Below are 21,168 nucleotides of genomic sequence, written 5' to 3' on the forward strand. Positions count from 1 at the left end.
GAGGCGGTTGGCGATTGCTGCCACGCAAGCAGTGCGGTGTTGCTGTTGGAGCAACGCATCAACAGTTCAGCAGGGTGGGCGCTTTGTCTCTGAATCAATGGACAACCCCGACCCGCGCTCCTTATCCTCCCCGCCATCACATGAAAAACAATTACAAATCCCATGGATATCGAATTCCCCGCCAGCGCCTTTTGGCGACGGCTTGCTCGCCCGCGGCGCAGCCTGGTGGCGCGCTATACCTTGTTGTCCATCGTGGTGATGAGCGTCGCGCTGATCGCCCTGGCCGTGCTCTATGAGCAACTCGCCAAGGACCTGCTCAACCGCCTGACCGGCGAACGCCTCGATGCCCAGGCGCTGTCCACGGCGAACCGGCTGTCGTCGTTTCTCGACGACCGTTTCTACCAGCTCTCGGCCCTGTCCAATCACCCCAACATGCCGGATTTCATCGCCGACCAGGCGCACCCGGCCGGCGATGTCGATGCCTTGCTCAAGCTCGAGGGCGAGCTGCCGTTTCTCTACGGCGTGCTGTTTTTCGACGAGAACGAGCGCCTGCTCAAGGTCATGCCCGGGCAGGCCGCCTCGGGCGCGCCGTACTGGGGCCGCGAGGGCTGGTCGCTCGACGGCCTGCCACGGCAAATGGTCGGCGACATCGAGGTGATCGGTCCGGTAACGCCCCAGGCCGGGCGCTCGGGCTGGCTGCTGATCCGCAAGACCATCCGCAATGGCCGTACCGATCACCGCGTGCGAATCGGCCTGCACCTGCGCCTGGCCTCGGTCACCGAGCTGTTGGTCAGTTCCGGCCTGGGCGGGGTGGTCACGCCGCTGCTGCGGGTGCCCGGCGGGGCCTTTATCGATGCCACCGGGCGTCAGGTCGAGGCCCCCGCCGACTGGCGCGAAGGCCCGGTGATCCTGCCCGGCTGGCAGGTGGTTTTCAGTGTGCAGCCCGGCGCCGTGCTCAAGCCGCTGGACGACGCCCGCTGGTGGCTGTACCTGGCGGCGGTCGGCTTTATCGGTTTCATCCTGATCGTGTTCTTCACCCTGTCGCGGCAGTTGCGCGCGCGGGTCGGCACGCTGGTGGACGGGGCGCACCAACTGTCGTCGGGGGACCTCGGCTATCGCCTGCCTGAACAGGCCCACAACGACGAAATCGGCCGGGTGACCCGCGCCTTCAATGTCATGGCCGGGCGTCTGGCCGATGTCATGGAGCGCACCGTGCGTTCGGAAAACCTCGCGGTGCTCGGCACCTTCGCCACCGGCGTCGCCCATGAGGTGCGCAACCCGCTGGCGACCATGAAGACCACCGTGCAGGCGTTGCTGCGCCGCGAACAGGAGCCCGAGCGGCGCCTGTTGCTGAGCGACCTCTGTCAGGAAATCGATCGGCTGTCCCACGTCACCAGCGACCTGCTCGAATACGGCCGGCCACACCCGGCCAACCCGCAGGTGGTGGACCTGGCCGCGCTGTTCGAGCGCACGGCGCGGTTGATCGCGCCCGCGGCCGACACCAAGGGCATCGCCTTTTCCGCCACCTGCAAAACCGGCCTGCGGCTGTGGGTCGATCCGGACCAGGCCCAGCAGATTTTGCTCAATCTGTGCCTCAACGCCGTGGAAGCCAGCGCGCCGGGGCAGGGCGTGGCCATCGACGGCCAGGCCTGGGGCGAGCGGGTCTGCGTGACCGTGGTGGATCAAGGCTGCGGCATTCCCGAAGCCGCGCTGCAACAGGTGCGCCAACCGTTTTTCACCCTGAAAGCCCGCGGCACCGGGCTGGGTCTGAGCATCTGCCAACAACTGCTGGAAGCCAACGCATCGCGAATGGAGCTCGCGAGCAACCCGGGCGAGGGCACTGTGGTGACCCTGGATTTCCCCACGCCCGCAGTGACTTATCTGAAGTGAGCGACCGATGTCTGAAATACATGTACTGATCGTCGATGACGAAGAGGCGCTGGTGCGCTCCCTGAGCTACGCCCTGCGCGGCGAAGGCATGCTGCCCCGCGCGGTCTACAGCGGCGAGGCGGCGCTGGAGTTGCTGGCCGACAGCACGGTGGGCGTCGATATCGTCCTGCTCGACCTGGGCCTGCCGGGGATGGATGGCATCGCCACCCTCGAAGGCCTGCGCAAGTGCCGCCCGGAACTGCCGGTGATCATGATCTCCGCCCATGGCGACACCCGCGCCGCGGTGCAGGCGGTGAAGGGTGGCGCCACGGACTACCTGACCAAGCCGTTCGAGCTGGATGACCTGCTGGCGACCATCCACAACACCCTTGCGGTGCCGCCCAGTGACGAGGTGGCGGTCGCGGAGCAGGGCGCCTTGCTCGGGCAGAGCCCGGCGATGCGCGGCCTGCAAGCGGCGGTGCAACGGATCGCCAATAGCTCGGCCACGCGAATCCTGCTGCTGGGCGAGTCCGGCACCGGCAAAACCCTGGTGGCCCAGGCGCTGCACGCCAACAGCGCGCGGTCCGCGCACCCGTTCATCGAGGTCAACTGCGCGGCGCTGCCGGAGCAACTGATCGAAGCCGAGCTGTTCGGCTCGGAGAAGGGCTCGTACACCGGTGCCCATCAGAAGCGCGTCGGTCTGGTGACCCAGGCCAACAACGGCACGCTGTTTCTCGACGAGATCGGCGAGCTGCCGCTGGCCCTGCAGGCCAAGCTGCTGCACTTTCTGGAGAACGGCAGCTACCGCGCCGTCGGTGCCAGCCAGGCCAGCAGCGCCGATGTGCGGGTGGTGGCGGCGACCAACCGCGATCTGGCCGATGATGTGCGCCAGGGCCGTTTCCGCGAAGACCTGTTCTACCGCCTCAACGTCATCACCATCGATATCCCGGCGCTGCGCGAGCGCGACGACGACATCCTGCTGCTGGCCCGGCACTTCGCCGCGCGCCAGGCCCAGGAGGAAAAGGCCGCGCCCATCGAGCTCCAGGCCGATGCCGCCGCCGCGCTGGTACGCCATCGCTGGCCGGGCAATGTGCGTGAACTGAAGAACCTGATCGAGCGCCTGACCATTCTGCTGCCGGGCCAGGCGATCAGCGCTGTCCAGCTTCCCGCGCACCTGCATTCGAGCGAGCCTGCGCCCACCTCGCTGTCGGCGCTGGACGATCAGCTCGAGCGCGCCGAGCGTGAACTGGTCAACGATGCCCTCAGCCGCAGCGCCGGCCACAAGGGCCTGGCCGCCGACCTGCTGGGGATTTCCCGGCATGCGCTCAAGCGCCGTTTGCAGCGCCTGGGCCTGTAGTGCCCGATGAGCGCTAACCGCTCAAGCGCTCGCGCGCACTGAGCGCAAGCCGCTCAACCTCTCCCGCTCAGCGCCGTGGCAAACCCCGCCGCGGCGTATCGAATACGTCACACAACACCGCGAAAAGCCTTGTTCCAGAGCGCTTTCGCGGTTTCTCATGCGCGTTCGCGCGAAGGCTGGCACAGCCTTTGCGATAACCCATTCCGTAAACCGACAAGAGGGCGTCGACGAACGCCCCAAAAGGGATTCTATGCAACTGCCGTTTTCCCACCTGCCCACCGTTATCGCCCTGAGCGGCCTGCTGCTTGCCCATGCCGGCAATGCCCAGGCGGGTCGCGTCGAACTGGGCGCGGCCGCCGCGCAAGCCGACCTGACCCTCGGTTGCCTGTACCCGATGACCGAGCGGGCGGCGATCTACGGCCAGGACAGCATCGCCGGCATCCAGGTCGCCTTGGGTGAGTTGCAGGCCCAGCGCGAAGCCGGGCAGCAGGTGCCACGGATGCGGGTGATCATCGACGACGACCAGTCCAAAGCCTCCTACGGCACCAGCCTGGCCCGCGCGTTCATCCGCAAGGACGGTGTGCAGGTGCTGTGCGGCATGGTCTCGTCCGGGGTGGCGATCGCGGTGAGCCAACTGGCCCGTGACGAGAAGGTGCTGATGATCGGCACCGACCACGCCTCGTCGCGCATGACCCTGGAAAACGGCCACCGCTATTACTTCCGCGTCACCAACGACACCTGGACCTCCATGGCCGCCGGCGCCCATTACCTCCAGGCGCTGCAGGCGAAAACCGGCTGGAAGCGCCTGGCGTTCATCGGCCCCGACTACGAATACGGTCATGTCTCGCGGGATGACCTGCACGAAGCGCTGCGCCAGCTCGGCGTGCGGTTCGAGGACGTCACCGAACTCTGGCCGCGCCTCTACGAGCCGGACTACTCGGCCTATATCGCCGCGCTGGAGCAGGCCAAACCCGACATCATCGTCTCGGCCCTGTGGGGCGGCGATTTCCACGCCTTCGTCAAGCAGGCCGCCGGCACGCGGCTGTTCGAGCGCTCGCGCCTGGCCAACTTCGATACCGGCGGCAACTACGACTTTCTCGTCGCCCTCGGCGACAAGGCGCCGCCGGGGCTGATCCTCTCCGCGCGGCACCACAACAACTGGCCGCAGACGCCGCGCAACCAGTCGTTCGTCGAGCGCTTCCACACCCTGACCGGGCGCTACCCGACCTACGCCGCCGAAGGCGCCTACACCGGCGTGATGGTGCTGGCCGAAGCCAGCAAAAAGGCCGGCGGCGCCACCGACACCGAATCGCTGGTCAATGCCCTCGAAGGGCTGGAAATCGCCTTGCCGGAAGATCCGCCGGGCTTCGTCTCGCGCATCGATCCGCTGACCCACCAAATTCTGCAGACCCAGGCCATCGGCACGCCGGTGCGCAACGACGATTACCCGCCGGCGCAACTGATGCTCGGCGAGTGGTCGGTGTATTCGGCCCAGGACCTGCTGCCCGACCCGGCCGTGCGCATGCGCCGGCAAGCCCAGAACACCCGTAATCCCCAGGGGCATGCCCCCTAGACCTGTAAACCCGTAATGGAAATGACCATGAACAACTATAAGAAAAGCGTCCCGCAACACCGTAAAGCACTGCCCCTGGCTTTGGCGATCGCCGCAGCGGGGATGGCCACTGCCTTCACTGGCGCAACTGTTGCCGCCGAGAACGGCAAGTTCCGTATCGGCGTGGTGACCTTCCTCTCCGGCCCGGCTGCTGGTCCGTTCGGCGAGCCGTCGGCCAACGCCGCCAAAGTGCTGGTGGAAGGCCTCAACCAGGGCAAGCTGCCCGCGCCCTACGACAAGCTGGGCATCAATGGCGCCGAGATCGAAATCGTGATGATCGATGAGGCCGGTGGTGCCGCCAAACAGGTCGAAGAATTCCGCAACCTGGTGCAGCGGCAGAAGGTCGATGCGGTGGTCGGCTACATCTCGTCCGGCGACTGCCTGGCGATTGCGCCGGTGGCCGAAGAGCTGGGCGCGATGACCGTGTTCTACGATTGCGGCACCTCGCAACTGTTCAGCGAAGACAAGACCCCGCAATTCGTCTTCCGCACCAGCCTTGACGCCGCCGTCGACAACATCGGCGCCGCCCGTTACCTGGCCAAGACCCGTCCGGACGCCGTGCGCGTCGGCGGCATCCAGCAGAACTACGCCTGGGGCCAGGACAGCTGGAACGACTTCACCTTGTCCATGGCCCAGGTCATGCCGAAGAGCCAGGTGGTCGAATCGCAGATGCCCAAGGTGTTCCAGGGCCAGTACGGCGCGGAAATCTCGGCGCTGTCGGTCAAGCGTCCGGAAATCATCCACTCCAGCTTCTGGGGCGGCGACATGGAGGCCCTGGTGCTCCAGGCCAACTCCCGCGGCCTGCTGGAAGACGCCACCGCGGTGCTGACCTGCGGCGAGTCGGCCCTGGCCCGCTACAAGGACCAGGCCCCCAACGGCATGATCATCGGCGGCCGTGGCCCGTTCGGCGCCTTCGCCCCGGAAAACCCGCTAAACAACTGGTTCACCGAGGCCTATCAGTCGGCCTACAAAGCAGCGCCGACCTACCCGGCAAGCAAGATGGCCCAGGCCATCCTCGGCCTGAAATTCGCCGCCGAAAACGCCAAGGCCGAGGCCGGCAAGGTGCCGGCGCCACTGGAAATCGCCAAGGCGTTCAAGGGCGCCACGTTTGAATCGGTCTCCGGCACCGTGCAGATGGCGCGCGCCGGCGGTCACCAGGCCATGCAGGGTATCGCCTACGGTGAATACCACTACGACGCGGCCAGCAAGAAAGGCAGCGTGCAAAACGTCATCGCCTTCTCCGGCGAGTGCGTGACCCCGCCTGACGGCACCACCGCCCATGACTGGATCAAGGCCGGTTTCCCTGGCGCGCAGTGCAACTGATCGCATTGCCCACACCTGACTGATCGTGGCGGCCGGTCCTGGCCGCCACTCTTGCCTGGGACACACTTATGCTGAGTCTTTACGCGGTGCTGATCGACGGCGCCATCTATGCCTCGTGGCTGTTTCTGGTCGCGGCGGGGCTCACCGTCATCTACGGTGTCATGCGCATCCTGAACATGGCCCATGGCAGTTTCTATGCGATCGGCGCCTATGCCGCCGCCTCGCTGGTGGGCTGGTATTTCAACAACGGAGTCGGGCCGGTCTGGGTCGGCTACCTGATGATGCTCGGCTGCGCGCTGGCCGCAGGGCTGGTGGTCGGCCTGCTGATCGAGCGCGGCCTGCTGCGCTTCATGTACGGTCGCGACGAAGTGCTGATGGTGATCATCACCTACGCCTTGCTGCTGATCCTCGAAGACGCCATGAAGATGATCTGGGGCGTCAACCCGTACTTTGCCTACCAGCCTTACGCGGAAATGGGCCGCAGCGTGCTGGCCGGGCTGAAAGTCTCCAACTACGACCTCATGCTGGTGGGCGTTTCGCTGGTGCTCGGCCTGGGCCTGTGGCTGTGGCTGGAGCGTACCCACCAGGGCAAGGTGCTGCGCGCGGTGATCCATGACCGCGAAGTGGCGCTGGCCATGGGCGTCAACGTGCGCCGGGTGTTCACCCTGGTGTTCGTGCTCGGCACGGTGCTCGGCACCCTGGCCGGCGCGCTGACCGCCCCGGCGATTTCCGTCGCCCCCGGCATCGGCGTGGAAATCATCGTGCTGGCCTTCGCCGTGGTGGTGATCGGCGGCATGGGCAGCATCGAAGGGGCCGCCCTCGGCGCCTTGCTGGTGGGCTTGAGCCGTGCCGCGGCGGTGCACTACGCGCCGCAATTCGAACTTTTCGTGATCTATGGCGTGATGGCGCTGGTCCTCGCGGTACGTCCGCAGGGGCTGTTCGGCCGCGTGCTTGCGAGGAAAATCTGATGCGCCTGGATAAAACCGAACTGATTCTGCTCGGCGTCGCCGCCGTGCTTGCCGCGGGAGGCCTGATCGCCCCGCAATGGCTGGTGTTCCTGCTGACCATGGCGCTGGCCAAGTCGATGGTGGTGCAAGGCGTGGTGATGCAGATGCGCGCCGGCCTGGTGACCTTCGGCCAGGGCCTGTACTTCTGCATCGGTGGCTACGCCGTGGGCATGAGCGGGCATTTCCTCAACCTCAGTGACCTGCCGACCCTGCTGCTGATCGGCGTCGCCGCCGCGGTGGCGCTGGCGATGATCCTCGGCCTGCTGATGACCCGCTACCGCGAGATCTTCTTCGCCATGCTGTCGCTGGCGTTCTCGATGATCCTCTACGGCATGCTGGTGAAAAGCCCGGCCCTGGGCAGCACCGACGGCTTCAACGTCAAGGCCTGGACCCTGTTCGGCTGGAGCCCGGCGGCGGGGCAGGCGCCGCTGGCGTTGTTCGTCATCATCGTCGCCGTGTCCGCCGTGCTCGCGGTGTTGCTGCACCGCTACGGCCGCAGCAGCGCCGGGGCGATGTGCGAGGCGATCCGCGAGAACGAAGTGCGGGTCGAGTACCTCGGCCAGTCGCCGCGCTGGGTGCTGTACATGAACTACGTCGCCGCGGCCGGGGTATCGGCGCTGGGCGGCGGTTTCATGGCCCTGGCCGCCGGGCATATCGACCCGGAAATGGCCTACTGGATCACCTCCGGCGAATTCGTCTTCATCGCCTTGCTCGGCGGCACGGCCCACGTGGCGGCGCCGATCATCGCGGCGGTGCTGTTCGCCGTGGTGCGCACCTACGCCATCGAGCTGGTGCCGCATAGCTGGCAGATGATCCTCGGCATCACCTTGCTGGCGATCATCGTGTTCCTACCCAAGGGCTTGTGGAGCCTGTTCAGTGGTCAGGCCCGCCGGGCCAAGGCAGTGGAGGCCAAGGCATGAGCTGCATTCTCGAAACCCGTGGGCTGTACAAGGAATTTGGCGCGGTCACCGCCGCCAAGGACGTCAACGTCAGCATCAGCAAGGGCGAAGTGGTGGGCGTGATCGGCTCCAACGGCGCCGGCAAGACCACCTTCATCAACATGGTCACCGGCTACCTCAAGCCGAGCCGCGGCGAAATCCTCTTCAACGGTCAGTCGATCATCGGCCGCACGCCGCGGGCTATCACCCGCGCCGGCATGGCCCGCTCGTTCCAGGTCGCTCAGTTGTTCCCCGAACTGACCGTGCTGGACAACCTGCTGATCGCCCTGGCCGCCGCCGAATCGCCGTTCCCGTCGCTGCTGCGACCGCTGCGCAATGACGCGCGGATCGCCCGCGCCGAGGCGATTCTCAACGAGTTCAGCATCCTCGCTTGGCGCGACAGCAAGGTCACCGCGGTGCCGCAAGGCGTGCGCAAGCTGATCGATATCGCCATGGCGCTGATCGGCGACCCGCAGATGCTCCTGCTCGACGAACCCACCAGCGGCGTCAGCGCCGAGGAAAAGACCCAGTTGATGGACACCGTGATGCAGGTGGTGTCGCGGCATCAGGTCACCGTGCTGTTCGTCGAGCACGACATGGACGTGGTGCGCCGCTACGTGTCGCGGATCCTTGCGTTCTACAGCGGCGAAGTGCTGGCCGACGGCCCGCCGCAAACGGTATTGGCCAACGCCCGGGTCCAGGAACTGGTCACCGGCGGCCAGCGGGCACACAAGGGGGCAACCGCATGAGCCTGGAAATTCGCAACCTCAATGTCGCCATCGAATCGGTGCCGATCCTGCACGACGTCTCGCTGGACGTCGGTGCCGGGCAGATGGTCGGCCTGATCGGCCACAACGGCGCCGGCAAGACCACGCTGATCCGCACCCTGATGGGCCTGCTCGACGCCACCTCCGGCTCGATCCACTTCGCCGGCAACGACCTCTGCGCCCAGCCCGGCCACCAGCGTGCGGCGGCGGGTATCAGCTACCTGCCGGAAGATCGCCGGCTGATCCCGGCACTGACGGTGGAAGAAAACATCCTGCTGCCGGTGTGGGCCAACAAGCTGCCGGGCAGTGCCGAGCGCCTGGAGTGGGTCTACGGCCTGATCCCGGAAATCGCCCAGTTCCGCGACCGCCGCGCCATGCAGTTGTCCGGCGGCCAGCAGAAACTGGTGGCCCTGGCCCGGGCGCTGATGCCGGGCAACCGCCTGCTGATCCTCGACGAGCCGTTCGAGGGCGTGGCGCCGGTGCTGTCGCGGCGCCTCAGCGAAGTGATCGCCCAGCTCGGACAGGAAGGCCTGTGCGTGCTGATCTCCGAATCCGATGACACCCATTCCGCTGACCTCGTCGATGCGCTCTACCGCATCGAACGCGGCAGCGTGCGAGCAGGATAAAAAGCCATGTCGACCTTTACCTTTGAAACCACGCCACGGGTGATCTGCGAAGTCGATGGCGCCTTGCGCCTCGGCGCGCTGTGCCGTGAACTCGGTGCCGAACGCGTGCTGCTGGTCAGCGACCCCGGCCTGCAACGCGCCGGCCTGCTGGAGGCGCCGATGCGTGCGCTGCGCGAAGCCGGCGTTGAAGTGACCCTGTACAGCGACGTCCAGGCCGACCCGCCCGAGGCGTCGGTGCTCGACGCGGTGGCGGCGGGGCGCGACTGCCGGGCCCAGGCGGTGATCGGCCTGGGCGGCGGCAGTTCGCTGGACACCGCCAAGCTGGTGGCGCTGCTCTGTGGCCACGACCAGGCGCTGACGGACATCTACGGCATCAACCTGGCCAAGGGCCCGCGCCTGCCGCTGATCCAGGTGCCGACCACCGCCGGCACCGGCTCGGAAGTCACCGCCGTGGCCATCGTCACCACCCCCAGCCACGAGAAAAAGGGCGTGGTCAGCGCCTTGCTCTACCCGGACATCGCCTTGCTCGATGCCCGCCTGACCGTTGGCCTGCCGGCGGCGGTGAGCGCCATGACCGGCGTCGACGCCATGGTCCACGCGATCGAGGCCTACACCAGCAAGCACAAGAAAAACGTGCTGTCCGACGGCCTCGCCTTGCAGGCCCTGCGCCTGTTGGGTGGCAACCTTGATCGGGTGCTGGCCGAGCCGGGCGACCTGCAGGCGCGCTCGGACATGTTGCTGGGTTCGATGCTCGCCGGCATGGCCTTCGCCAATGCGCCGGTGGCGGCGGTGCATGCGCTGGCCTATCCGCTGGGCGGGCACTTCCATGTGCCCCATGGCCTGAGCAATGCGCTGGTGCTGGTGCCGGTGCTGAACTTCAACCGCAGCGCCGCAGAGCCGCTGTACGCCGAACTGGCGGCGACCGTGCTGCCCGGCCAGCGTTTCGACACGCCGGCGCAGGCCTGCGAGGCCTTTATCGGCTTTATGACCGCACTGGTGCAACGCATGCCGTTCGCCCAGCGCCTGGCGGAGGTGGGCGTGACCGAGGCGGACCTCGACCGCCTGAGCGACGACGCCATGAAGGTCGAGCGTCTGCTGATCAACAACCCGCGCCCGGTCAGCCGGGACGACGCCCGCGCCATCTACGCCTCGGTGCTGTGAGGAAATCGCCATGAACCACGAATTCAGAAGTGTCCCGCGTATCGTCTGCGCGGCGGGTGCCTTGCAGGGTATCGGCGAGGTCTTCGCCGGTCTCGCGGTCCGTCGCGTGCTGCTGGTGTGCGACCCCGGCATCGTCAAGCTCGGCTTCGCCGACCAGGCCCGGACCGCGCTGGAAGCGGCGGGCTGCACCGTCGCGGTGTTCGACCAGGTGGTGGCCGATCCGCCCGCCGTAGTGGTCGAACAGGCCGTCAGCCAGGGCCGCGCCTTCGCGGCCGACGGCGTGCTCGGCCTGGGCGGCGGCAGTTCGCTGGACGCGGCCAAACTGGTGGCGTTGCTGATCAACAGCGAGCAGCCGCTGGCCGACCTCTACGGCACCGACAAGGCCCGCGGCCAGCGCCTGCCGCTGGTGCTGATGCCGACCACGGCGGGGACCGGATCGGAAGTGACCTGGGTATCGGTGATCACCGATGCCCAGCAGCGCAAACAGGCGGTGTACTCGGCGCAACTGATGCCCGACGTCGCCGTGCTCGACCCGCAACTGACCCTCGGCCTGCCCGCCCAGGTCACCGCGGCGACGGGGCTGGATGCCATGGTGCATGCCATCGAGGCCTATACCAGCCGCACTCGCAAGAACCCCATTTCCGACGGCCTGGCCACCACCGCACTGCGCCTGCTCGGCGGCAACCTGCGCAAGGTCCTGGCCGACGGCAGCGACGTCGCGGCGCGGGAAGCGATGCTGCAGGGGTCGCTGATGGCCGGCATGGCCTTCGTCAACGCCTCGGTGGCGGCGATTCACGGCTTGGCCTATCCGTTGGGGGCGCGTTTCCACATTCCCCATGGGCATGCCAATGCACTGGTGATGGCGCCGATGATCCGCTTCAACCTGAGCGCGGCGCAGCGGCTGTATGCCGAGTTGGCGGGGCATCTGTTGCCGGGTGAAATGTTTGCCGGCGAGACGGAAGCGGCGGAGGCGTTCGTCCGGGCGATCGAGGATCTGGTGCGCGATAGCGGGCTGGAGACGAGGTTGTCGAAACTGGGGATCGATGAAGCCTCGATCCCGGGCATGGCGCAGGATGTGGTCGGGGGGTTGAAGCGCTTGATCGACAGCAATCCGCGGGATATGACGGTGGAGGAGGTGGCAGCGATCTATCGCGGGATTTACTAAAGCGTCTCAGGCTGGCACAAAACCCTGTGGGAGTGGGCTCTCACAGGGGATGCGTCATCTGGTATCAATGGGTCTGGTTCAGCTCGGCCCGAACCTGCTCCAGCAACTTGCCGAGCATGTTCTTCCCGCTGCCATCGCCTCCATCCGCCCAGTACCGGTCGTTTTTGGTGTGTTCCACCAGTTCCGCATCCCCGGTACCCAGTAGCGTTTCGCGCAGGTCGGCATGCTGGGTGAACTTGGCGCGCAGGGCTTCCAGCATCACCGGATCGCGGGCCTGATCCCAGTCGCTGCGGAACGAGCGATGCCGCTCGCGGCCGATCTGTGCGGCGAGGAAAGGTGTCTTTGCCTCGCGCACGGCATCGATATCGACCTGCTCGGTGAACTTGCAGGCCTGGAAATAATGTTCCGTTGTTGGCCAGAGGATGCCGTCGAGGGTGATGGGATGCCGGGAGAAATTCGAGAAGCAACCGTAGGGCTTGTCGGTCTCGTAGAAGAGGATCTGCATGTCGGTCCTTGCGTCATGGCGGGAGGCGCAGAGGATAGCAGCGCGGCAATTGTGAGCGCGAGCGCGACATATGCTGACGCGGGTATCGGCGAGCATGCGCCTGCCTTACCCTTTGCGGCGGCACTACCAACGATCAAGGACCGACCCCATGACTGCCCACGTTCCGGAGCCTCTCCACCTGCACGTTCGCACGGTGGCGCAGCTTCTGTCCCTGCAACTGGACATTCCCGTGTACCAGCGCCCCTACAAATGGACCGAAAAACACCTCGGCCAGCTCTTCCACGACCTCGCCACCTTCGCCGGCGAGCACCCGTATCGCCTCGGCACGGTGGTGTTCCATCGCAATGACGGCGAACTGAACATCGTCGACGGGCAACAGCGCACGTTGACGCTGATGCTGATTGTGCGTGCGCTGGTAGCCCACCGCCTGGATGAGCTGGAGTCGCGCGATCTGCGCGAGCAACTCGTCCAGCTCAAGGACGGGTTGAGCAATCCCGAATTCACCAGCCAGACCTCGATTCGCAATCTCCAGCGCAACTACCAGGCGATTTGCCGCCTGGTGCAGTCCGGCGACTTCAGCGAGGCGCACATCGATTTCCTGCTGAACCGCTGCGAGGTGGTGTGCTTCTCCCTGGGTGATATCTCCGAGGCTTTTCAGTTCTTCGATTCGCAGGATGCCCGTGGGCGCGACCTCGAACCCCATGACCTGCTCAAGGCGTATCACCTGCGGGAATTCGATCAGGCTGATGATGCGTTCAAGGCCAGTGTGGTCGCCGGCTGGGAGGCCAACGACAGCGACCAACTGGCCCGCTTGTTCGAGAACTACCTGTACCGGATCCGGCGCTGGGCCAAGGGTGAATCCGCGCGCTACTTCGGCAAGGAGGATGTGGGCCTGTTCAAGGGCGTCAACCTTGCCGACCCGGCGCGGTATCCCTACGCGGCACAACTGCGCATGACCCACCAGTGGGTGGACCAGCAGAACCGTGCGCTGCCAGCCGGCTCCGACGATGCGCTTGCGTTTCCCTTCCACCTCGACCAGACCATCATCAACGGCCGGCGTTTTTTCGAAATGGCCGTGCATTACCAGCGCCAGGTCGGCGCGCTGCGGCAGTTGAAGGCGCTGCAAACGACGGCGGAGCTGGCGCCTCAGGCCCGCGCCATTCTCGCCACCCTCGCCACCTACAAAGGCCGCAGCCGCACCGGCGATCGCTATGTGCGCGGGTTGTTCGACTGCCTGCTTGTCTACTACATCGACACCTTCGGCCTGGAGGACATCTCCCGTGCGATCGAGAAGGCGTTCGTCTGGGCTTATCGCCTGCGCCTGGAGCGGCACGCGGTGCACCTGGCCACGGTGGACAACCATGCACTGGCCAACAATCTGTTTCGGGTGATTCAGAACCTGTCACGGCCCCGGGATTTTCTTGCCCATCCGTTGCCGATGGTGGTGAGCACAAGAAAGGAACCTGAGTTGCTGCAACTGTTCAAGGACATGAATTTCCATGAGTGAGCCCATTCTCCAGCTGTCCACTCGGCAACTGCTCGATGGCAGCGCGCACTACCTGATCCCCATGTACCAGCGTAATTACGCGTGGGAAGAGGCGGAGATCTCGCAACTGATCCAGGACGTCCTCGATGCCATGCAGGACCGGGGTCGTAGCACGAAGAACTACTACTTGGGCTCGCTGGTGGTCGACCGCCGCGAACGGGCCGGTACGGCGCTGTTCGAGACGCTCGACGGCCAGCAGCGGCTGACCACCCTGTCCCTGTTGATGCTGTACCTGAAAAAGCGTTTGCCGACGGCGCTGGACTGGCTGGATGCACCTCGAATCGAGTTCGAGAACCGCCCGCGCTCCACCGATACCTTCGCCGCCATTGCCGCAGCACAAGGTGATGCCGATGGCACCGAGGGCATGCCGGCCGAGGCAATCAACAGTGGCATCCTGGCGGGCTATCGGCTGATCCGCGAGCTGGTGCCAAGGTTGTTGGGCGACGCGGTGGAGCTGTCGGCATTTGCCGATTACCTCTTCACCCATGTGCAGATCATGCGGGTCGAGGTGCCCGTCGGTACTGATCTGAACCATTACTTCGAAGTCATGAACAACCGCGGTGAGCAGCTTGAGAAACACGAAGTGCTCAAGGCGCGGTTGCTCAAGGTGCTGGAGAAAGAGCCTGCTGCCCAAACCTGCCTGCACCAGGTCTGGGAAGCCTGCGCGAACATGGAAAAGTACGTGCAAATGGGCTTCGGTCCGGTGGTGCGAGAACGGCTGTTCATCAATGAAGGTGGCCTGCTGAATGTCGAGCGCTTCGATGATCTGAGCGCCTTGCTGGCGGTAGCGGACACGCATTCCGATACCCTCGATCAGGGCGTCAGGCTGACGCTGACCAGCATTCTCGAAATGCCTGTCAGCACCAGTGACAAGCACAAGGAAGAGCAAGACGACGGCGCGCCCGAACGTTTCAGTTCGGTCATCAACTTCCCCAACTTCCTCTTGCAGGTGTTGCAGGTCTGGATGGGCGAATCGGGTTCGGTACGGTTGACGCTGGATGACAAGCAATTGCTGCCCGCATTCGAGGCGCATGTACTCGAAGGCAGTGACCCGGACCGGGTAAAGGGTTTCGTGCTTGCACTGTTGCGCTGCAAATGGCTTTACGACCACTACGTGATCAAGCGCGAATTTCACAATGCAACGGACGGCTGGAGCCTGAAACGCTTCAAGTACTCGGACAAGCGTGCGATCAGCTACGTCAACACCTTTGGTGAAGACGAGGAGGATATCGGCATCAATCGCAGCATCCTGATGCTGTCGAGCGCGCTGCATGTGTCCGCTCCGAGCCAGGTCTACAAGTACTGGTTGACCGCCGCGTTGCGCTATCTGTATCGGCAACGAGACCCAGTGGAGGCGGGTGAATACCTGGCGGCATTGCGAATGATCGCCCGCTCATTCGTGTTCGACCGGGTGCTCGCGGCGCCGGAAGATAAGGCGGGTTACTACGCGTTGATCTACGCGAACGAGGAAACGTGTCGGGAGGGAGTGGAAGAAAACCAGGTGCTCGCTAGCCGGCTGACGTACGGCGTCATCGAGAACAACCTGGTGTTCAACTACCTCGACTATCTGCTGTGGGAGCAGAAGAAAGGCAGCGACCAGAAGATCCGCGACTTCGTGTTCACCTTCCGCAGTTCGGTGGAGCATTACTATCCGCAGAACCCGCTCTCAGAGCAGCTCAGGCTGCCGAAAAGCCGGGTCAACGCTTTCGGCAACCTGTGCCTGATCAGCCACAGCAAAAACTCGAAGCTGAGCAACTACATGCCGAAGGCGAAGAAGGATCACTACCACCAGCAAGGGATCGACAGTATCAAGCAGTACTTGATGATGGTGTCGGATAACTGGGGTGCGAAGCTTACGATCGAGAACCATGAGGACGAGATGCTGGCGGTGTTGCGCAACAGCTTGGTGCAGTGATTCAGAAGGCGTGGTCGTCAGCGATAGCGGTGGTGAATGGACTGGCGCAATCGCTGCGGTTCGGCGCCCGACAAGCCAGCACCCACAGGTTTTGTCTGGCCTCTATTGCGAGGTCAGCCACGCTCTTGTGGGAGCCGGCCTTGCCGGCGATGAGGCCATCAGCCTACTCAGAAGGTATACGCAACCCCCACCTGCACCGTCCGCGGTGCACCCGGATAGGCGTAGGTGTTGAACGCGCCTTCGTCATACCCCTTGTTGAAGACGTTCTTCACATCCAGGTTCAGCCGCACGTGCTCGTTGACTTTGTAGAAGCTCAACAGGTCAACCACGCTGTAGCGTTCCATGGTGTAGGTCACGGCTTCGGTCTGGCCGTTGCGGTCGCCGACGTATTTCACCCCCACACCCAGGCCCAGGCCCTTGGCGACGCCGTCCTGGAATTCGTAGGTGTTGAGCAGGCTGAAGCTGTTGCGCGGGATGTTGGCCAGGCGGGTGCCTGTCGGCAGGCGGTTGTCTTTGCTCACTTCGGCATCGACGTAGGCGTAGCCACCGATCACGCGCCACTCGGGGGTGAGGTTGCCGGCGATGTTGAGGTCCAGGCCACGGCTGCGTACCTCGCCTGCGGCGATGCTGTAGTTCGGGTCGGTCGGGTCGCGGGTCAGCACGTTTTCCTTGACGATGTGGTAGATCGCGCCGTCGACGCTGAGCTGGCGGTCCAGCGCTTCCCACTTCATTCCCAGTTCATACGACTTGCCCTTTTCCGGCTCGAAGCCGTCGCCTTGCAGGCTGGCGCCGCTGTTGGGCTTGAACGAGCGCGCGGTGTTGGCGTAGACCGCGAGGCTGTCGGTCAGGTCGTAGATCAGGCCGAAGCGCGGTGTCACCGCGTTCTCGGCAGCTTCCCAACCCTTGGTGCCCGGCAGGTAGTTGTCGTAGTGGTGCTCGAAGCGTTCGATGCGCACACCCGCCAGCGCCTTGAGACGCTCGGTCAGGGCTACCTGATCCTGCAGGAAGTAGGCCCAGGTCTTGAGGTTTTCCTGGTCGTGGGTGGTGGTGCGGGTCAGGGCCGGGCGCGGCTGGCCCAGCACCGGGTTGTAGATATCGATCGGGTAGGTGCCGACGGCGGCGGACGAACGCAGGATGATCGACTGGTAGTCGTAGTCTTCGTATTCCACGCCGGTCAGCAAGGTGTGGGCGAAGCCGCCGGTGTCGAAGTGGCCGGTGAGGTTGAGTTGGTAATCGCGGTCGGTCCAGTCCAGCTTGCGCCAGTTGAAGTTGCGCTGCAGGGTGCGGCCGTCCGCCGGCGCGCCGTTGGCTTCGACGGCGTTGCCTTGCAGGGTGCCGTCCAGCCACTGGAAGCCGCCGCCGAGGGTCCAGTTGTCGTTCAGGGCGTGTTCGAAACGCAACTGGGCCATGTCGTTGTCGTTGTGCAGCAGGTTGTCGCTGCCTTTTTCCCAGATGTTGGTGTCACGCGAGGCGCTGCCGGTCTGGGTGGTGTAGCGGGTCAGGCCACGGTCCAGCGGGTGGTTGTTCCGCATGAAGTCGCCTTCGAAGATGATCTTCGTGGCGTCGTTGACCTGCCAGCTGAGCACCGGCGCGACTTCGTAGCGCTCGCTCTCGACATCGTCGCGGAAACTGTCGCCGCCTTCGCCGAGGATGTTCAGGCGATAGGCGAGGCTGCCGTCCTGGTTCAGCGGGCCGGTGGCATCGAGGGTGGCGCGGTGCATGCCCTGGTCATCGAACTGGCTGCCGAGGGTGACTCTGGTTTCCGGCAGCGGCTGCTTGCTGACCACGTTGAAGGTGCCGCCAGGATCGCCACGGCCGTACAGGCTGGTGGCGGGGCCGCGAATCACTTCCAGGCGCTCGACGCTGTTGGCGTCCGGGGCGTTGGGGTAGCCGCGGTTCATCGGGAAACCATTGCGGTAGTACTCGCCGGTAGTGAAGCCACGCACCGTCACGGTGGTCAGCCCCTGGCCGCCGAAGTTGTTGGCCCGGCCCACGCCGCCGGCGTAGTCGAGGGCGTCCTGCAGGCGAGTGGACGCGGTGTCTTCCAGCACATCCCGCGGCACCACGCTGATCGATTGCGGGGTTTCGTGCAGCGCCGTGTCGGTGCGTGTCGCGCTGGCGGAACGGGTGGCTTTGTAGCCTTGCACCGGACCGTCGGCGCGCTCGTAGTCGGCGGCGTCGGCGTTGATGTTCACCGCGTCGAGCTGGACGTTGCCGGTGGCGTTTTCGGGGGACTGGGCAGCCAAAGCCAGTGAAGGAATGGCGTGGAGCAGGCACAGCGAGACGATCGTGCGACGCATCGAGTTTGAAATCCTGGCGGGAGGTTGTAGGACAACGAGAAAGGCGGGCGATAGTATCTGCGTGTAATTCGCATTTGCAAATACTTTTTAAACTGATGGTATGCCAGAAAACTTGATGGGTCAGACAGAAAAATGTCTTGGAATAGAGGGTGTTACGCGGTTCTAGCGTAGAGATGCCAGGCCGGATTACCCGGCCTGGCGGGAGGCGTTTTGGCTTAGTTGCTTACGGCGGGAGCCATCGAACGGGCTACGTCAGCCGAGCGCTTTTCGTTCAGTTCGCGGATCGCCTTGATCGGCTTGTTCAGTTGGTCCAGCAGCGCGCTCATCACGCTCAGCGTGTCCACTTCTTCTGTGCCGCGGTGCTGCTTGAGCAGGTCCTCGATGCGTGCGGCAATCACCGGCTCCCAGCGGTCACTTTCTTCGAGCAGGGCGTGCAAGGTATTCAGGCCGCGTTGCGCGCTCGAGGTAATGGCTTCAACTTCTGCGGCGCCGGGTGCGAAGACGGCGACCTCGGCCTCGATTTCATCGTCGAAATCGACGTCCTCTTCGGCTTCCTCCAGTTGACCGATCGCCTGGTCCACCTGACGCTCGGCGATATGCTCGACCAATTCCCGGGCTTCTTCGCTGAGGAAGCGTAGCGTGCCGAAATGGGTGTTGCGGCCTGGCGACTGCGGAAGCAGAAAACGCACGGACTCGCCTTCGCCGAGCACCCGGTCACTCCAGTCCTTCAGCGTTTGCCAGGACGTGATTCGCGGGTAGTTGATCTTCTTGGCCAGCCGCTGGACCACCTCGTCGCTCAGCGAGGAGGGCTCGACCAGCACGCCATATTTACGGTGTAGCGTGGCGGCGATATCAACGTTCGTAGTCATTGCTCAAGACTCTCCAGTCCTTGGTTTTGGACGATGATATCAAGGTGATGCCTCTTCGGCTGCCTCGGGAATTCGAGCGGCGGTGCACGAGGCTGAAGCGGGCCGCCCGGAGTGAAGCACCTTCACGGTGAAGTGCACTTAAAAGTTGCACAAAAAGAAACTAACTTTCCCTCGGGGAAATACTAAAAAGACTGTCTTCCCGCCGAAATTTCAAATAAAAGTCTTTTAAATCATCTGCTTGAATCTTGATGAAAGCTGAGCGAAGAACTTGGCAGGCCAATTGCCTTGTCCATGGGGCAACTCAACAGCCACGCGGAAGGATGCTCTTCCCGAGGCACCCGAATGCCGACCCGTCATCCGAGCACGGGGTGCAGGCATCCCCATCGATTGGAGGCAGTGGGCAATGATCCGGTTTTCACCTGTGGTCCGCGGTACCTTGGGCCTTTCCCTGATGTTGAGCGCGACTGCGGCCCTGGCCGAGGAAGCGCCGCCCGCGATCAACAGTGGCGACACCGCCTTCGTGGCGTTGTGCTCGCTGGTGGTGCTGTTGATGATGCTGCCGGGTCTGGCGCTGTTCTATGGCGGCATGGCGCGGAGCAAGAACGTGCTGTCGATCATGATGCAGGTGTTCTGCACCTCGTCGCTGATGGCGGTGCTGTTCGCCGTCTATGGCTACAGCCTGACCTTCGCCGACGGCGGCTCGCTGCAAGCGGTGCTCGGCGGTCTCGACAAGCTGTTCATGAGCGGCGTGACCAAGGACACGGTGGTCGGCACCATCCCCGAATACCTCTACTTCCTGTTCATGCTGCTGTTTGCCGCGATCACCCCGGCGATCATCGTCGGCGCCTTCGCCGAACGCATGAAGTTCAGCGCGGTGCTGGTGTTCATGGCGATCTGGCTGACCATCAACTACATCCCCATGGCGCACATGGCCTGGGGCGGCGGCTGGGTGTTCAACCTTGGCGTGCAGGATTTTGCCGGCGGCAACGTGGTGCACCTCAACGTCGGTATTGCCGCGCTGGTCGGGGCCTGGATGCTCGGGCGGCGACGCGGCTTCGGCACCTCGGCATTGGCGCCGCACAACATGACCATGACCTTCACCGGCGGCTGCATGCTCTGGGTCGGCTGGCTGGGCTTCTGCGGCGGTTGCGCGCTGGCGGCCAACGGCTTCGCGATGCTGGTGATGGTCAACACCATGCTCGCCAGTTGCGCCGGGGCGCTGGGCTGGATCCTCGTCGAGTGGCAGCACCGCGGCCGGCCGAGCCTGTTCGGCGCGATCTCCGGCGCCATCGCCGGGCTGGTGGCGATCACCCCGGCGTGCGGGTATGTCGGGCCCATGGGCGCGATCCTGCTGGGCCTGATCGCTGGTCCGGTGTGCGTCTGGTCGGTGGACAAACTCAAGCCGATGATCGGCCTGGACGACGCCTTCGATGTGTTCGGCGTGCATGGCGTGGCCGGCATTCTGGGTGGCCTGCTGACTCCGGTGTTCGCATTGACGGCGATTGGTGGCCAGGGCTTCGCCGAAGGGCGTGGCCTGATGGAACAGTTGTCGATCAACGCCGGCGCGATCCTGTTCAGCATCAGCGTTTCCGCGGTCACAAGCTGGGTCGCCTTCAAGCTGGCGGCAGCGCTGTGCGGTGGCCTGCGTGTGGATGAAGAAGCCGAGGTCGATGGCCTGGACCTCTCCGCCCACGGCGAGGTGGGCTACAAATACTCGAATTGAGTGAGGCAAAACCCTGCGCCGACGCCTTGCGTCGGCGTTTTCATTGGGATTGAGGGAGTTGTGCGATGGGCGGGTTGAATGGATGGGGCTACCTGATTTTCGCGGGCGTGTGCGAGGTGTTCTACGCCTCGATCATCCCCCGCACCGAAGGCTTTACCCGGCTGTGGCCAAGCCTGTATTGCGGGTTTTTCCTGGCGCTGAGCATCTACCTGCTGAGCCTCTCGGTGCGCGAGTTGCCGCTGGGCCTGGCGTATGCGGTATGGGTGGGGATCGGCACGCTGGGGACGGTGGTGTATGGCAGCCTGTTTTTGGGGGAATCGCTGGGGGTGCTGAAGGGGTTGTGTCTGTTGATGATTGTTGGCGGGATTGTCGGGTTGAAGCTGGTGGGGGAAGGGCAGGCTGTTTGAACGATGCAGGCGCTCTGTGGGCGCTGGCTTGCCAGCGATGAGGCCGGCACCATCGCTGGCAAGCCGGCTCCCACAGGG

At 64.5% G+C, this 21,168-nt stretch carries 17 protein-coding genes; 14 read left to right on the plus strand and 3 right to left on the minus strand.

The window, feature by feature from the left end; genetic code table 11:
- The first annotated feature begins 162 nt into the window (after positions 1-162).
- From NTD88_RS03640 to NTD88_RS03685, 10 genes are all read left to right on the plus strand, one after another.
- Positions 163-1,890, plus strand: coding sequence for a sensor histidine kinase (locus NTD88_RS03640; protein ID WP_262153668.1), 1,728 nt, complete (start codon positions 163-165; stop codon positions 1,888-1,890).
- A gap of 7 nt (positions 1,891-1,897) precedes the next feature.
- Positions 1,898-3,226, plus strand: coding sequence for a sigma-54-dependent transcriptional regulator (locus NTD88_RS03645; RefSeq protein WP_262153670.1), 1,329 nt, complete (start codon positions 1,898-1,900; stop codon positions 3,224-3,226).
- A 250-nt stretch (positions 3,227-3,476) separates the two neighbouring features.
- Positions 3,477-4,799 carry an ABC transporter substrate-binding protein gene (locus NTD88_RS03650; RefSeq protein ID WP_262153672.1) on the plus strand — a complete coding sequence of 441 codons (1,323 nt, stop codon included), beginning with the start codon at positions 3,477-3,479 and terminating at the stop codon, positions 4,797-4,799.
- Positions 4,800-4,826: 27 nt separating this feature from the next.
- A complete protein-coding gene (locus NTD88_RS03655) occupies positions 4,827-6,161 on the plus strand; it encodes an ABC transporter substrate-binding protein (RefSeq protein WP_262153673.1) in 1,335 nt (444 codons plus the stop codon).
- A 68-nt stretch (positions 6,162-6,229) separates the two neighbouring features.
- Positions 6,230-7,129 carry a branched-chain amino acid ABC transporter permease gene (locus NTD88_RS03660; protein ID WP_095155153.1) on the plus strand — a complete coding sequence of 300 codons (900 nt, stop codon included), beginning with the start codon at positions 6,230-6,232 and terminating at the stop codon, positions 7,127-7,129.
- Positions 7,129-8,088: a branched-chain amino acid ABC transporter permease gene (locus NTD88_RS03665; RefSeq protein WP_262153674.1), complete on the plus strand. Its 960-nt coding sequence runs from the start codon at positions 7,129-7,131 to the stop codon at positions 8,086-8,088. Before NTD88_RS03660 ends, NTD88_RS03665 begins: the two co-directional genes overlap by 1 nt.
- A complete protein-coding gene (locus NTD88_RS03670) occupies positions 8,085-8,855 on the plus strand; it encodes an ABC transporter ATP-binding protein (protein ID WP_095155151.1) in 771 nt (256 codons plus the stop codon). The genes NTD88_RS03665 and NTD88_RS03670 overlap by 4 nt, the downstream gene beginning before the upstream one ends.
- Positions 8,852-9,499: an ATP-binding cassette domain-containing protein gene (locus NTD88_RS03675; protein WP_095155150.1), complete on the plus strand. Its 648-nt coding sequence runs from the start codon at positions 8,852-8,854 to the stop codon at positions 9,497-9,499. Before NTD88_RS03670 ends, NTD88_RS03675 begins: the two co-directional genes overlap by 4 nt.
- 6 nt (positions 9,500-9,505) lie before the next feature.
- Positions 9,506-10,660: an iron-containing alcohol dehydrogenase gene (locus tag NTD88_RS03680; RefSeq protein WP_262153675.1), complete on the plus strand. Its 1,155-nt coding sequence runs from the start codon at positions 9,506-9,508 to the stop codon at positions 10,658-10,660.
- 10 nt (positions 10,661-10,670) lie between these two features.
- Positions 10,671-11,825, plus strand: a complete 1,155-nt coding sequence (locus NTD88_RS03685) for an iron-containing alcohol dehydrogenase (protein ID WP_262153676.1) — start codon at positions 10,671-10,673, stop codon at positions 11,823-11,825.
- Positions 11,826-11,889: 64 nt separating this feature from the next.
- Here the strand turns inward: NTD88_RS03685 and NTD88_RS03690 are convergent, their stop codons facing one another.
- Positions 11,890-12,330 carry an NADAR family protein gene (locus NTD88_RS03690; RefSeq protein WP_095155147.1) on the minus strand — a complete coding sequence of 147 codons (441 nt, stop codon included), beginning with the start codon at positions 12,328-12,330 and terminating at the stop codon, positions 11,890-11,892.
- 148 nt (positions 12,331-12,478) lie between these two features.
- Between NTD88_RS03690 and NTD88_RS03695 the strand changes: the two genes are divergently transcribed.
- Together NTD88_RS03695 and NTD88_RS03700 are read left to right on the plus strand one after the other, a co-directional pair.
- Positions 12,479-13,837, plus strand: a complete 1,359-nt coding sequence (locus NTD88_RS03695) for a DUF262 domain-containing protein (RefSeq protein WP_262153678.1) — start codon at positions 12,479-12,481, stop codon at positions 13,835-13,837.
- Complete coding sequence (locus NTD88_RS03700; protein WP_262131176.1) at positions 13,830-15,791, plus strand: DUF262 domain-containing protein; 1,962 nt, start codon at positions 13,830-13,832, stop codon at positions 15,789-15,791. The genes NTD88_RS03695 and NTD88_RS03700 overlap by 8 nt, the downstream gene beginning before the upstream one ends.
- A gap of 167 nt (positions 15,792-15,958) precedes the next feature.
- Here NTD88_RS03700 and NTD88_RS03705 read toward each other — a convergent pair whose 3' ends face one another.
- Both NTD88_RS03705 and NTD88_RS03710 read right to left on the minus strand, forming a co-directional pair.
- Positions 15,959-18,091 carry a TonB-dependent siderophore receptor gene (locus tag NTD88_RS03705; RefSeq protein WP_262153679.1) on the minus strand — a complete coding sequence of 711 codons (2,133 nt, stop codon included), beginning with the start codon at positions 18,089-18,091 and terminating at the stop codon, positions 15,959-15,961.
- Between the two features lie 215 nt (positions 18,092-18,306).
- Positions 18,307-18,960 (minus strand): hypothetical protein, encoded by a 654-nt coding sequence (locus tag NTD88_RS03710; RefSeq protein WP_110968697.1) that lies wholly within the window; start codon positions 18,958-18,960, stop codon positions 18,307-18,309.
- A 403-nt stretch (positions 18,961-19,363) separates the two neighbouring features.
- Between NTD88_RS03710 and NTD88_RS03715 the strand changes: the two genes are divergently transcribed.
- Positions 19,364-20,683, plus strand: coding sequence for an ammonium transporter (locus tag NTD88_RS03715; RefSeq protein ID WP_410017246.1), 1,320 nt, complete (start codon positions 19,364-19,366; stop codon positions 20,681-20,683).
- Positions 20,684-20,748: 65 nt separating this feature from the next.
- Complete coding sequence (locus NTD88_RS03720) at positions 20,749-21,090, plus strand: DMT family transporter (protein ID WP_095155141.1); 342 nt, start codon at positions 20,749-20,751, stop codon at positions 21,088-21,090.
- Positions 21,091-21,168 lie beyond the last annotated feature (78 nt).

It is taken from the genome of Pseudomonas sp. 20P_3.2_Bac5, from assembly GCF_025466035.1.
Lineage (GTDB): Bacteria > Pseudomonadota > Gammaproteobacteria > Pseudomonadales > Pseudomonadaceae > Aquipseudomonas.